Annotated in this window: 7 protein-coding genes; all 7 read right to left on the reverse strand. The window is 36.3% G+C overall.

Annotated features, from left to right (window positions below; genetic code table 11):
- Positions 1–25 precede the first annotated feature (25 nt).
- Genes CLOSA_RS13985 through CLOSA_RS14015 form a run of 7 tightly spaced genes read right to left on the reverse strand, consistent with a single transcriptional unit; the run spans position 26 to position 15378 of the window.
- Positions 26–5077 carry a DUF3320 domain-containing protein gene (locus CLOSA_RS13985; RefSeq protein WP_013273413.1) on the reverse strand — a complete coding sequence of 1684 codons (5052 nt, stop codon included), beginning with the start codon at positions 5075–5077 and terminating at the stop codon, positions 26–28.
- Positions 5078–5129: 52 nt separating this feature from the next.
- Positions 5130–7196: a protease Lon-related BREX system protein BrxL gene (brxL, locus tag CLOSA_RS13990; protein ID WP_013273414.1), complete on the reverse strand. Its 2067-nt coding sequence runs from the start codon at positions 7194–7196 to the stop codon at positions 5130–5132.
- Between the two features lie 20 nt (positions 7197–7216).
- The gene (pglZ, locus tag CLOSA_RS13995; RefSeq protein ID WP_013273415.1) at positions 7217–9736 is read right to left on the reverse strand and encodes a BREX-1 system phosphatase PglZ type A; all 2520 of its coding nucleotides are present in this window, start codon (positions 9734–9736) and stop codon (positions 7217–7219) included.
- A gap of 30 nt (positions 9737–9766) precedes the next feature.
- Positions 9767–10018, reverse strand: a complete 252-nt coding sequence (locus tag CLOSA_RS14000) for a hypothetical protein (protein ID WP_013273416.1) — start codon at positions 10016–10018, stop codon at positions 9767–9769.
- A gap of 3 nt (positions 10019–10021) precedes the next feature.
- Positions 10022–10987 carry a toll/interleukin-1 receptor domain-containing protein gene (locus CLOSA_RS21820; RefSeq protein ID WP_013273417.1) on the reverse strand — a complete coding sequence of 322 codons (966 nt, stop codon included), beginning with the start codon at positions 10985–10987 and terminating at the stop codon, positions 10022–10024.
- A gap of 13 nt (positions 10988–11000) precedes the next feature.
- The gene (pglX, locus tag CLOSA_RS14010; protein WP_013273418.1) at positions 11001–14513 is read right to left on the reverse strand and encodes a BREX-1 system adenine-specific DNA-methyltransferase PglX; all 3513 of its coding nucleotides are present in this window, start codon (positions 14511–14513) and stop codon (positions 11001–11003) included.
- Positions 14514–14523: 10 nt separating this feature from the next.
- Positions 14524–15378: a hypothetical protein gene (locus tag CLOSA_RS14015; RefSeq protein ID WP_013273419.1), complete on the reverse strand. Its 855-nt coding sequence runs from the start codon at positions 15376–15378 to the stop codon at positions 14524–14526.
- Position 15379: the final 1 nt, after the last annotated feature.

Consider the following 15379-nt stretch of genomic DNA (forward strand, 5'->3'; position numbering starts at 1 on the left):
CAAATCACTAATAGCGCATAAAGCCTTAGAGAACGATAACTTTTCCATCAACCTCTTTGACTTTTCCGCTTAATGTAAGATGTTCATATGCTTCCATCATTGAACTGTTGATTTTATCAGATTTTCTCTTAAACCCATAAGCTCTTGCCGTTTCTGAGCAAACTGAATCAACAGTGGCTCCTACGCAGACTCTGGCTACATGATGCATAGCAACAGCAAGTTCTTCTGTGCAAATATGCTGGATTTGTCTAGTATTGTTATGCATTGGCTTTATGGCAATATCCTTATTAGGCACAAAGAAATCACCCTTTTTAACGACCTGTTTTTTTAGTTGTTGAAGTTTATAATCCACTTCTTTCCTTACAGTAGATGTCACTTTTTCAAAACCAAACAGTGGTGCTATTCGCTTACAAAGCAAATCGTAATGGACAGGAAATTCTACGTTAACGACTTCCATGATGCAGTCAGCAAGTTCCAAGTAACCATTTGCATCTCTAGGGAGTCGTTCAAAGCTTGCTGTATTTCTGATCTCAAATTGATAAGGATTATCTTCGTCCTCTTCCCTTGTATCTTTAATATCAATCGTCAAGTATGTCTGTTCTGTGCTTTCTTCTATTTGTTCAGTTCGTTCAAATAGTGAATCGTCTGTTTCGTTACTACAATCTAACAGAGCCTTTTCAACTGCATCTACTAATTTTTGGCCTTCCGTAACCGGATCTTTGATCCAGTCGGTAGACCATATTCTATATATTTTCCATCCCATGTCTTCAAGCACTGTTTGTCTCAGTCGATCTCTTTCTCTGGCTGTCCTTGCTGAGTGATAGGCAGCACCATCACATTCAATACCAAGAACATATTTCCCACTATGTGTTGGATGCTTAATTGCAAGATCAATTCTATATCCGGAACATCCAATTTGAGATCCAACTTTGTATCCTTTTCTATCCAGATAATTGTATACTGCTTCTTCAAAAGCTGAATCATGTTCAATGATATTATTATCTATAACTTCAGCCAGGAACACAGATGGACCATTTATAGCAAAATCAATATAACTTCTAAGTAATTTGGGTCCATCTGAGGTTACTCTATTCAGGTCGATATCTGTTGGCATAATAGAACCAACCAGTTTAACATTATGCTTTGCTCTGGTAATCGCAACATTTAGCCTTCTTTCACCACCAGTTTTGCTCAACGGACCAAAGTTCATGTGCATCTGTCCACCTTGAGGTGGTTTTGCATATCCAATACTAAAGATAATTGTATCTCTTTCATCCCCTTGAACATTTTCTAGATTTTTAATAAAGAACGCTTCTTCCAGATCTTCTTTAAAAAAGTGTTCATAAGACTGATTATTCATTCTTAAGTGGCGAACTGACGCATCAATGGCTTGTTGCTGAACTTCCCCAAATGCAATTACACCTAATGAGCGATTTGGGAACCGCTTGAAATGATCAAATACCATTTCTGCAATCCTTTGCGCTTCAATAATATTTCCCTTTTTCCCACCTCTATCGTAAAATCCTTCTTTGACATAAACATATTCAACACCGTTATCTTTCACTTTTTCTGAGTTTGAAGGGAAAGTAACTAGCTTATTCTTGTAAATTTTTGCATTTGAAAACGCAATCAAATGTTCATGTCTACTCCTGTAATGCCATAATAGAGTTCTTTCAGGTAACAAATTAGCTTCATCCAAAATTGACTCATATGCATTCACATCTTCTGAATCATCATCTTCATCATTATCAAAATCATCATCAGATACAGATGCAGAGAAGAAATTCGTAGGTGGAAGCTGTTTACTATCACCTGCAATAATAACTTGCTTTGCTCTCGAGATTGCACCTATAGCGTTTTCAGTATTAATTTGTGATGCTTCATCAAATATTACAAGATCAAATTCATAGCTCTCTGACTCAAGAAAAATACTCACTGACAATGGTGACATCATCAAACATGGTTTTAAAGTTAATAATAAGTTAGGGATCTGAGCAAACAGTTTTCTAATAGGCATAATTCTTCTCTGTTTACTCAGCTCTCTTTTTAATATGCTGATTTCATCTGCACCATTTGTAAACCTAGAGAGAGAAGGCAGGTTCTCAATAAGTTTTTTCTTTATCCTTGCTTTGGCTATATCTAATTGTTCTCTGTCTAAAGCTGAAAATTCACTAATTAAGTGGTCTTGATTCTTTCTTCTAAAGTTCATTACATCTGGATATTGGGGCAATATAGCATCAAGCCATAAACGATAAAATCGCTTTCTAAAAACCGGTATGATTTTACTAGTTTCTATCTGTTGGTCCTTAATCTTGCATATATAATCTTCTAAACCTTCACTAATGCAATTCTCTTGTGCGGTTCTAAAATCAATCCATTCTTCAAGGCTTGCAAGGCCATTCTGACATCTGTTAATTCGTTCAATGAGCATGCAAAAGTTGGCCATTAACAATGAATCTTTTTCATCAAATAGCGATAAAAACCATTTAAATTCTAAGTCAATTTGCTGTAGCAAAGAGTTTACTTTTACTAAATATTCGGAGCAGAGAGTCACCTTTGCATTATCACTACAAACGTTCTCACAAAACGCCTTATTAATATCATACCGTTCTACAATTTTTCTGAATTCACTCGCCCATTCTAGTGATTTTCTTACTTGAATCCAGTCAGTATTGAAGCCAGCATACATGCCTTCATAATGGTTCTTTAGTTTGAATTCATTTTCTTCTATCGAGCTCGTCATAGATTTTAGAGAATTCAATGTATTAAGACTCAGCTTAATATTTGAATACATTTCCAATGATGATTCTATAACTTTCAAATCAGTATTTTCGCCATTGAACGCTTCAAAAAACTGCATTTTGTACTCTTGAGATTTTTCAGTCACCCACTTAGACAATTCATCCAATTGCTTCAAATGCGTAAGGATCTCTACAACAGTACCATCATCAATCTTTTTTACTACAGTTTTATATTTTCCTAAAATCTCTTTTCGGTCTGTTCTATACTGTTTTTTGAAAAACTTAAAGAATGACGTATATTCAGTTTTAAATCTAAGTAACATCGACTGATAATCAATATTAAAAACTTCACTCTCAAAAGTATTTAATAAGTCTTCTTTTAACGAACGATAATCACCCAGTTTGCAACTCAGCTCATCAAAAATACTCTTTGCCTTATCAAAACACGCGGTCTTATTCCAAGTATCAAATGAGTTATTTTTATCTATAATCGAAGTCCACTTTGCAATAGCATCATCAATCTGCACCGTAGTCAAAAGTTCTCTATCATCGGCACTTATCATATCAGAGCTCATCTTTTCTATTGTCCGGTAGATTGAAAACAAATATTCTTTTGATTCCATATACTTTGTTTTGATGGCCGAATACTCATCAATTTCTTTAAATAGTCCTGATAAATCATCACCTATTATCCAACTTACAGGTACCTGCGGCGAACGAGATGAGACTTCCAAAATTTCAGACATACCCTGTAACGTAGTATATGAGTTAACACCCTTAAGCCCCAACGAACTATCTACTTTTAAGGAAAGATCTAGTGCATTACTAATCTTAGGAATTAGATTTTTCAAATTCGAGCTTATATCATGTCTCAATTCATTAGTTACAATTGCAACATTCGCACTATTCCAAGGGTTTGATTTATAATCATCAGTCATTTTCCCCATGGTATGAACGAATTGATTAAGCAAGTTAATAAACCGATTGTATTTTTGTGACGTCGTTTCATTGACTTGAGGGACACTAAAGATTATATCCTCATATTGATTTAAGTTTGCTAATATTCCGTTGACCTCATAGATTGTTTTCTCTAGAGGTAACACTTTTGTGTGAATTGCTTCAATATAGGCATTCAGTTTCTCTTTATCTGTCTGTAAAAGATCAAGTTTTTGAAAAGCTTCATCATTTAACTTAACTGTATTCTGAGTAAAATCAAGAACTGTACGTAGTTGTTCTAGTACTTCTTTCTTATTTGCTTTATGGCTGTGTAGGGTTAGACAAAAATCTTCTAATCCCGACAAAGATAGTCTTCTATGTACAACCTCTAGTGCTGCCATTTTTTCTGATACAAACAAAACCTTTTTCCCATCTGCAATACTTTCTGCAATGATATTGGTTATAGTCTGGCTTTTGCCCGTTCCAGGAGGGCCTTGCAATACAAAACTAACGCCTTTTTTCGCACTCACAATGGCGTCTTGTTGACTTGAATCTGCATCAACCACTTGGAAAACATCAACTGGTTTCGTCTGTTTGTCATGATCAAAGTTATTGACACTATCAACATCATAATTAGATGCGCTTGCATCCCCTGAAATTGTCCGAATGACAGTATGAGTTTTTATCTTATCCTTGTGTTTTTCAATGTCTCTGTACATGTTAATTTTTAAAAACGACAACAAGCTCAGACTCGCATCCTCAACTAGATCCCATTTGTTTTTTGAAATCTGATCCCTTATTCGACTAAAGTAAGATTTCAAATCTTGGTCTTCGTCAATTTCAGGCAAAATAATCCCAAAGTCATTTTCCAATTTGTATTTCAAAGTTGGATTAATAACGATTTCGTCTTCATGAATATTGAGAATATACGGATCATTGATAGATTCTATTGTCAAAGATGCCGGTACTAAAACAAGTGGTGACATCATTGGCTGTTCTGATTTACCTGATTCTGTCCATTTCAAAAAACCAAAAGACAAATATAGAATATTAACCCCAAGCTCTTCTGAAGCTGTTTTTGCCTTTTCTCTTAGTGACCTTAAAGTCCTTTGTTGCTCTTTTATCGACTGATTTGTTTGTATATAGCTTTGTAAATCGATTAAGTCTTCTTCTATCAAGCTTAATTGCTCATTATCTGAATCCGACAACTCTTCATCAAAAAAGGGGAATTCTATGGCTCTTTCATTCACAACAAAATCTTGCCATAGATTTAGAATGTCAGGTTTAATGATCTTCAAACTAGACCTTTTTGTCTCTTTGTAGTTTATCAGTCGGTTTCTTTTTCCAAGATCAAGTAGCTTATTTTTCCATGCTTCTAATTTCAAATCTATGGCGGCCATATTTTCACTCCCTATCTACGAATTATCAAATTCTGTTACATTTATCCGGTTATTACTCCACTCCTAAAGCCTTAAAGACCGCTTCCTGCGGCGTATTGTAGAATATAATACTGAATGCTCCCATGAGTTCTGGAGGTACAGTTGCCATATCAACAGCTGAAGTGATTGGAATCAATACCTTTTTAGCACCACTATCAAGGCATACCTGCAAAGTGTTTGCAAGCTCTTCGACCTTTTGAATAGTGCCACTGATACTTATTTCTCCAAGTACGGCAAGACTTGAAAGAGTTGGTTTTTGAAGAGCTGCCGAACATATTGCTATCAAGGTTGGGAGTGTTAAAGTCTTTGTTATACCAATCCCATTTAAGTCCTGATAATTAATCATATAGTCCTTGGTCGTAGTGCTGACTGAATTGCTAATATGCCTGCCATTGGCTTTCAAGTAGTTGAATGCCGTATTGGTAGCTTCTTTGGCATCACGATCTGATCCAAGTCCTGTACGTTCAAACTTGCCATTTCCAGGCAACACTTGTGTCTCTAGGCGGTAGACACCGACCATGCCTGATTTACCTCTTGATACAGTATAAACATGGCCAGGGTTAGTCATTCCTTCTGGAATAAGCTTACCTCCACCTTGTTCAGGTACCGGGACGTAGTGTTCTTCAAATGTTTCATTATCAACATAAGAGAAATTTACATCATAGAATTCCATACCGCCAATTTTCTTGAGTTGCTCTTTGACACGGCGACGAAGTTCAAGCGAAACAGTAATTATTTCTGCCATATCCTCTTTAGTGAATTCTCCATTTGGATACAGGAGCTTGGTAAAGCCAGAAATCATTTTTCTGACAGCGATAACATCACGCTGATTTAAATTAGAGCCGAATTTATAGAATTTATCGCAGGCATCGCCATACTGTTCTTTTCGCATTTCCTTCATAAATTCTGATAAATAATCGGTTATGAATGCATACTCGTTGGTGAAAAAATCCGGTCTATACTTTGGTATCTCCCATCCCGGCACATAGCAATGCATACGATCCAAAAATGCTGTATCGTATGCCATAACTTCTGGAAACGGCTCAAATAAGTGAGACGTTTTAAGTAATACATCCACACTTTGATTTATATTACCCACAAAGACCATTGAAGCACTGGCAGCCTTTTCCTCTTTGCCTCGTGCAAAAGAACCAGATGCCATATAGTCCTTCATGATCTGTACGCCGTCTTTATCTTTAAATGTGATTCCGGCAACTTCATCAAATGCAACGCAGTCCCACATACCTACAAGCCCTACTGTTTTATTGGACATGTTATAGAACAGGTTTGCGACCGTGGTTTGCCCCCCCGATACGAGAATACTATTTGGTGATATCTCTTTATAAATATGGGACTTACCGGTGCTTCTAGGACCCAATTCGCATAGATTGAAATTGTTTTCCACGAGTGGAATCATACGAGCAAGCAACAACCACTTCTCACGAGTAGAGAACTTATCCGATTCCATACCTGTTGAACGAATAAGAACATTCAGCCACTCTTCTTTTGTGAATTCCCTTCTTGCTTGCTTTATTTCATCAAGCTCGATGTGCGGCATTTGGATAGGTGTCAGTTTTCGAACCCTGATAGGATTAGCTCGTCTATCTTCTTCCAAATACTCATATTCAAGCTGAACGATACACCAGATTCCACCGCACAAGAGTCGATCATATTCTGATACATAGCTCGGAGCAAGAAGGATTTCTCGAACTCCAAGATTTGAAAACTCAGCCTCATATCGATCTTCTTTGATGTTGAGCTTAGCAGTAATTCGATCTATTACTGTATAGCTACCCCGTTCACGCAGAATAGACAATACTTTCTGAGCCTCATCCGGCCTTACAAAGTTCTCAGAGAGTATCCTCTTTACCGTCTTGACCCCTTCTTCGATGATCTCTGGATCATCTGAGCTGCAATACTGCCCGAGTAAAAACTCTAATACATATACAGGGACATTTGCCCCTTCTTTTATGGACTTTGTTAAGTCCTTTCGGACAATCTTGCCATCAAAAAACTGTCTTAGTTTTTTGTTAAGGGCAGCATTTGGATTGTCCACTTCTTCGAATTTAAATTCTTCCACTTCTCTATAATCCTCCTGCCTTAAAGATTGAACCCAAAGTCATCTGCAAAAGCCAAGTCCATTTGTACTTCATGCCTTAAGACTTCAAGAACATTTTTTTCATCATAAGCTACTAAATAGTATTTTCTAGTCTTGTCATATTTCTTGTTCTTAAATGTGAACTTCAATCGGAAAACTCGCTTACTTGCATCCTCGTCCTTCTTATCAGCCACATAAATATTGTCATTGGATATTTTTTCATTATCGCCGGAGATAAAGAATAGCTTGTATGTTGTTTCTTTATTCACGTCAGTAACAGCGTCCGTTTGAATAAAATCCAAATTGGTTGTTAAGTTCGTAATTTTATGAATTAGGCTAACAAGAGCAATACTTACTGCTTTTGTCTCTGTGTGAGCCTTGTTAGTCTTAACATCAATGACTGGAATCAGTATTTCTTGAAGCGATGATCCGCCGTGAACGAAATTCTGTCCCCCTCCAGCAACTTTAAAGATATCACTTCCGATAGGAACAGAAATGATGCGTTCATCATGATTGCCTAATATATCACCCAATGTTACGGTTCCAATACCTTCTGCAGTTACAGCTTCACGAGCTACAACATATCGTCTACCTACAAAGGCATCTTTTTTATCAAAGCCGCCAATTTTGTCGCTTTCAGCCAATTTATCTCGCTTATAGAGAAATCCATGGTCAGCAGTAATAATAAAGCGTGTGTTGTTTGCACTGGTCAATCTCTTGATCATTGTGTGAATCTCTTCGATTGCCTCTTCGCAAGCGCTAAATACTTCATTCTCAGTATTCAGCTTATCCCCTCTAGCATCAATTTGATTGTGATAAACATAGACAACCTCTTGTCCAGTGAAGATTTCCTTCAAATCAGCAATCTTCATTGTTTTGATGTCATCAAATTGCACCGTACGACTATTGGGTATGAAGCCCTGGAGCACCTGCTCTCTTGTCTTCAAATCATCGCAAACTTTACCATCCACGAGCACTTTATAGTCTTCACTCATGGATAACTCTTTGTGAGGGAGAAGTGCAGACATCCCAAATCTTGTATATGAGGGCAGCACACTCTGCATCACATTCATAGATGCATTGCATTTCTCGTCTGATATAAGTCTCTTAAGCAAAGTCTGTCCCACTTCAAAACGGAGTGCGTCAGAAATTATAACTACGACACGCTCTTTTGCATGTCGAACAAATTTATTATAAAACTCATGTTGCTTTATTAATCCCGTGTCCCCTTTGCACTCTGAAAAAGCCCTATTCCATGCAACTGACAGCGGATCCAGGTAGCGGTTGGTATAAATATTCTCGACTAAGTCTCTCAAATTCTCATAAGGAGAATTATTAGCCAATTGATCGTAATGGTAATAGAAATACCTGTATTTCTGGTCAACTATATGATCCTTTGCAACATAGCTCTTCCAAATATCGAGTGATGATTTTTGTGGTTCGAATCGAGCTGCCATTATAAGATGATATGCATTCTCCAAAATGTAGTAATGCGAAAAATACATCTGGCCAAAATGCATTTTTCTTCTCATTCTGCACAACTCCGGTATTGAGTGCCCATTCAATTTGGCTGCTGTATCTTCACCCTCAAGTCGATCAATCAGCCACTTAAGAATAAATATGTCTGTCTTCTTGAAGATCTCAAGATCTGAGTAGTCATTTACATTCAGCTTATCAAATATGGTATCACCGTTTAGTGTGCTATATACCATGTCTGATAAAACATCAAAGTTCTCCTTGAAGATCAAACTATTCATCATACTGTCGAGAAAAGCAATAATGTTACCCGACTTATAAGAGCAATAATTCTTCCAAGACTGAGGAAGCTCTGTTCGGATAACCTTTGAAGTATAGGTTACAAAAAGCGCGTAAACTAGTTTGTTGAGTGTTGGAGAGACATCGGTATAGCCAAAAGTCTCCTCGCACATCTTCCAAAACGGTTTAAGCAGATCAAATTTCTCAAACTCTGTGAGATAATTATTATCTTCAATATCACCATCCGTGATCACTGTACGAACAATTTCCTCGAAAGATACAATCTTTGTCTTACAGAGAACCCCCATTAGAGCTATTTCAATGATGCTCTTGTTAAAGTTCTCAATCTCAAGCTCATAGAATTTTTGAGTCCTTTCTTTTGATCCAAAAAACTTGATATAATGCTGCAACACCGGTTTATATTTTTCATCAATCCCCAAATCAACGGCTAATAAAGATGCTCGATCCGCAAAGAATTCTTTAGAATACCGAATTGTATCTGCAAGATGATTCTCCTTAAGGGCAGGCTTCGGAAATGGAGCATAAATCAAGTAGTTCGTGGTAGTATCTTCACGCTCCAAGAAATACTTGATATAAAACTGATTATCACGCTCCAGCTTCAATACCTTGGCATTTTCAAGTTCTATGGATTCAATATCTGAGCTGAACTCAGCGCCTGCATCGTACCAAAATATCAATTTTCGTACATCAGACGCGAATTCTGCGTTGAGTTTATCTGTAATTTGTTTTAGGTTAAGCTCTGCCATTTTTTCACCTACCTTTGTCTGATACTTTAATTAATCAAGAATATATACTTTTGTCTTTGTACTTGGAATGTGGTAAGTCCTCTGTCTATCCCCTTTATGCTCATATCCATCTATAATTTCCAACACCCTATGAACACCTTGTGAGTGTTCATTAAAGCAACTACATGATTTCGAAATAACTGTGACGTTTGGATTTTCCACAATAAAAATAATCAATTGTGCCTGACTGTACTTCTCACCAACTATTAGTTCATGTAATATTTCACTTTCAAAATATGCCATAGATTACTCCAATCTTAAATAAAGTTTGAAGTTGCCTTCCCATATTTGCTTTACAACTTCTTCTACAGTCCCATTGTTTTTATCGCAAAACATAGCGAAAGAAACATCCAATAAAGGATTCCCTTCATTATCCTTACAACCAATCATTTGCGAGAACGAATTTTTACTACCTATGTTGTTCCCCACAAAGATACTATTCTCTCGGCTACCCATAAGATTTCCAAACCAAATTTGAACTGCATGAACTTTTCTTGCATTTTTATAGAGCTCAAAAACAACTGTCACCGCGTCAATTTCTTCATACTCAATTTGGAAGTGCTGGTTCTTGGAACAAAATTCATCTGATATTCTTTTCAGAAAACTGACAATACTTACAAACGACTCTCGTAAGAATTTCTTCTTCTCTAAATCTGACAACGGCTGTTTTTCAGTAAAATCTAATCCCAATCGGTCTGATAGATTCTCTTTCTCTGGCGCCTGAAATTCATCAATTTTCTGGGGTAAGGGAGTTGTTCTGAATTCAGCCACTGGAGAAAACTCATATTTCAAAGTACCTGCTAGCTTGGAAAACAACTCTCTGTATTCGTTCTTACTATCTTCAGACAAATCCACAATATCTCTTCCCCTTAGGAAATCAGGTACAACCTTTTGACTTCTCCCATCAAAAGAAACTAAAATATATCTATTTTCTTTATTGGAAAAATCATCGATGATATATCTATATTCAGTACCTACACCACCTTGATAATTGTCAGCCCTTGTTTTGTAATTTTCGGACAGCACAATTATTGTTTTCTCGGCTTTTCTGAGTGCATCAGCCATCATTTCTGTAAAATGAATAGCAGTCTTTTGTTGTTGATACAATACATCACACTCTGCTTGATAACCATTTTTTCTTAAGAAATCAACAAACTGCAAAACTCTTGGATCCGGTTTACCGTTCTGCCAAGCATGGCTAATAAAAATCATGATATCCCCCCTTTTAAATCTTTGCGAGAATATCTAGTTTTTTGCCATCCTGCCCCGTTTGAACCTTCTCATAGTTCACTTTTACACCATCATCCAAGTCAATTGCTATACGACTTAGCGCAAGGTGAGCAATTTTCTCATCATACTCTTTGGTTTCTTTCAGCTGCTTGATAAGTTTTTCTTTTCTCTTTTCAGCTTGAGCAACCTCTCTAGTATTATTGCTGTTTTCTTCCATTTCTTTCATGCGATCAATTTCACTCATGTAGATTTTCTGCATCTTATGCAGATAATCAACTCGGACAATACCGGTTGTATCAGCAGTATAACGATGCATATAGACCAGGGCTTTGAATCCATCTTGTTTCCCACTGTCATAAAGCCAGTATATTGGACGTTTTTGATAGGTTTTTATATGATCCTTATAAAAATCCTTTAAAAAATAGTTGCGAATTATTTCCCTTGATGTATTTCCTTTGTTATCAAGTGCATTTGCTATAAAATCAATGTTGTCTTCAAGTACATCGGTCCCGTATGCGCACTTAATAAATTCAACAAAGCGACCAACAATATCATCACTAAAGTACTCTTCGTCAGTAATTGGAATACAGTTATCCTTGTCTGGTTTAAATTTGTTGTACCTTGAATCGTCCCATTCTCCTCCTGCAAAAGCTATTCCATCATAATTAAGAGAGTATCTGCCTAACATACAGCCAACTGCATAAGAAATAAAACTTTTAATATCACTTTTTATGTCTGCTTTTCGAACAGTTACATCTTTATCTTCTACTACTGAACTTAGCTCCCTTTCTAAACCATAAATATCAATGAATATTTCATTGAGTTTTTCTTCATTGACTTTTAACTGATTAAATCTAATGTTGCATTCGTCTTGCCAATACTGAATCGCTGATTCTATTTTATCGGCATCTAAAAGAGGATGTTTTTTAAACTCCCAAGACGTTTCGAAAGAATCCCATTCATTTTTTGAAATTTCAACGTTCTCTGTTACAATGTTTTCTACCAATTCCACGTTTTTCTTAATAACAGGAATCTTATTAATTTGTTCAGGTCCATAGTTTATTGTTGGTGCTAAATAGGAGAGTATTGACATCGTTGTGCTTGAATTTAGCAATCCAAGATGATACTTTATTTCACCATTATTAAAAAAGCTTACTGGCCCACCATTCCCAAATAAAATACCTATTGGAACATACCTGCAGCTAAACATACCTGATGATACTTCCGTCCATGTAATAGCTTCTTTCATGTAATAGGTGCTTTCTCGCAATCTATAATTTGTTACATTTGTTCTTATATCAAGTCCATCATTTTCAAGGTTAATCACGGTTTCAAAGTTGCCATACCATTTTCGTTTAAATCCTCCTGCAGTGACAGGAAACCATTTTTTTCGACTAACCAACATATCTTCATGTGATTTTAAACCAAATCCAATTTTCGCAAAACTCACCTCAAACCAAAGTCGAGCATAAACCTTATCGTCGCCTGTCAGAACACCTTTCTTTGTTATTCCTTCAAAACTCTTTCCTAATTGGAATATATTCAGCATATTGTTGCTTACCCAATAAGCTATAGGTGATCCCGGAATGGTTAAGAAGCTCTTTTCATCTGCCTCAAATAGATATTCGCAATTATTATTTTCAAGGGCATATAACACCTTTTGTTTTTGGATTTCCATTCCGCCTTTAAATTCAGATAATTTTAGATAAACTCCTTTTTCCTTTTCTTTACCATTTTTCAAAACAAATGAACAAATTGGTACGGTGGCTTCCTCAAATGCAGAGTATTCCATCTGAACAAGAGTTGTTATTGACTTTTGTTTAATAATATACTCTCTTAATTGCTCATAGGTCTTGATAAACATCCACACAAATGGTGTCATGAAAGCAGAGTACCCATTTGATCTGCAGTATTCAAAATTTCTATACATAAACACAGAGAATAAATCACCACTATAAGGTTTGTATTCATCTACGACAAACTTTTTAAGTTGCCCTTCTAATTTATTCATATAAGGCGGATTTGTACATACAACAGCATACTTTTCTGACATAATTGATGCTTGCTTTGCCAACCGCTTCATCTCTGGCATGACAACTCTAAGCCAGTGATCACTTTCCAATGTGAGCTGGCCTGACAAGCTACAGTTGCCAAGATATTCAATGAATGACTTGTAATCATGCTTATCAACAGAAATCAAGCTGCCAAGTTCCTTTGCATGTTTGTATGCATTGATTAGATATTCTCCAATTTTATTTTCTTCCTCATTGTTTGTAATACCATCACAATTGAATCTCGATATATTATTAGTCTCATTAATTGCCAGTACATTGGGTTCTATTTCTCTTGTTAGAAATCTTCTGTCATAGCTTCTGGCCTTCATCATCACAGCAAAATAAGCAAGCTGATAAGCGCGATTATCAATATCTAACCCAAATATATTATTTTCTATGATTGCATGTGCAGCATCTCTATCTACAAATCCACATTCTCTATATATTTCCATCAAAACATCGAATGCATATACAAGGATATGTCCACTGCCCATGCAGGGATCAAAAAAAGTTAGTTCTTCTGGAGCAACCTTTTCGTTCACAAACTGAATTTGTCCATTTTTAGGGGTTACAAAATACTCAAGCTTTTCTATAAGCTTGCTCTGCGGGTTTCTTTCAATCCAATAGCGTCCTAATGAATTATCAACCATATAACGAACAACCCAGTCTGTTGTAAATAGCTGAGTTGCTGCAGGAATATCCTCTTTCTTTATAGTGCCTTTGTATATATTTATGACTTCATTCTTCCGCTCTTCATTATAGTACTGATACATCCATCCTATAATTTCAACTGCCTCTGTAAAATCTTCCTCAGCGATATCATTTACCAAATGACTAACCATACCATCACTATCGGTGAACGAAATTGTCAGAAGCAACTCCGTATAATCCGCCGTCTTCTCAAATAGCTCAGGCAATACTTCGTTCAACTTATTACATTGTTTGATAAAGAGCATGCGGAAAAGCTCATCCAGCTCATTTTCATGCTTAAGCTGCATGATTCTGTCTTTTTCATATGCCGAGAAATCCATATCTGTATTAAATGGTGTTGTCACCATATCCGGTTCGGATTTTCCAGAAGTTTCGCTTGAAAGCACTCTAATTCGGGATGGTAAGTAGTCATTAACTTCCATAAACCGAATAGCAATCAAGCGGTTAAACCATGTATACGCAACCTCTTCTATAACAAATTGAAAAGCTGTTTTGTAATCCGAAGTACCTTCTTTTTCTTTGATTCGGTTGATCAGTGCTTCTCGCTGCTTGATTTCATGATCTGAAATCTCAGTAGGTTTTCCGGTTCCGATATCAAAAAACTGAATATTGTCGGTAGACATGGAAAGGGGCTTCGAGATTCCCTTTTCAGTAATACCAATAAGTCCGGCTTTATATGTGATTTCGCTAATGAGTTTTCGTCTTGCCCATACTGCGAAATTTTTTATTGCTGTTTTGTCCATGGTGAACCTCCTATATTTGCTCAACTTCATATATTTTTACGATTTTCTCAATAGTTTCTTTCAACTCCTGAATAACTGATTGACATTGATAGACAATTTCTTCCCTTAATTTATACTTGTTCATTATTCGTTGATCTGAATTGAACTTTTGAAAAAAGTCATAATTTAACGCAATGTACTCTTCTGGTGATAAATCCAAGTTTATTATTGCGTTGGGTAATTTGTATTTTTCACCATTTACACGAACGTACAATGCTGAAGCGTATATATTTTTTAACTGTGAATATATTGGTAAACAAACGTCATTTTCATAATCCATACAAATTTCTTCACCATACATCCCCTCGTTTGACAAGAGCTCTATAATACTTTTTGAAAAATCACCTTGCTCAATTACCAAGAGCGGTTCAACCATAACTTCTTCATCCCACTCGTTTCCATCCCGATCACAGTGATTAATCACACCTTCTACTACACTGCCATAAATCTCTTCAAAGCCCAATTCAAACAAATCAACTATGATTGAATGAGCTATGTTTATCGGCTTTATGCTAGTATATTCTGTAATAAAATTAGCTAGCTCTAAGCACTTCGAAAACAGTTGATCATCAATTCCATATTTATAGTGGTTGTTCACAATCTCTTTCAAATGTTGAACTTTAATATCTGTTAAAATATCCCATCCGAAGTCCGAATACACCACTAATTCATCCAGTAAAGGTTGATAAATGGTGTTTTTCCTTTCAATCGCTAAAGAAGATTTCTTTTTGCCTTTAGCAATCCCAACTACCCCACCACCAATAGCACCAACTGCTAATAGAATTGAACCGGAAACTACATCAGAAACAATACTATTCCAATCCATA

The organism is [Clostridium] saccharolyticum WM1 (assembly GCF_000144625.1).
GTDB lineage: Bacteria > Bacillota > Clostridia > Lachnospirales > Lachnospiraceae > Lacrimispora > Lacrimispora saccharolytica.

Coding starts and splice junctions, on each gene's coding strand:
- CLOSA_RS13985 (WP_013273413.1), bottom strand. CDS start 5,077: ATGGCCGCCATAGATTTGAAATTAGAAGCATGGAAAAATAAGCTACTT.
- pglZ (WP_013273415.1), bottom strand. CDS start 9,736: ATGGCAGAGCTTAACCTAAAACAAATTACAGATAAACTCAACGCAGAA.
- CLOSA_RS14000 (WP_013273416.1), bottom strand. CDS start 10,018: ATGGCATATTTTGAAAGTGAAATATTACATGAACTAATAGTTGGTGAG.
- CLOSA_RS21820 (WP_013273417.1), bottom strand. CDS start 10,987: ATGATTTTTATTAGCCATGCTTGGCAGAACGGTAAACCGGATCCAAGA.
- pglX (WP_013273418.1), bottom strand. CDS start 14,513: ATGGACAAAACAGCAATAAAAAATTTCGCAGTATGGGCAAGACGAAAA.
- CLOSA_RS14015 (WP_013273419.1), bottom strand. CDS start 15,378: ATGGATTGGAATAGTATTGTTTCTGATGTAGTTTCCGGTTCAATTCTA.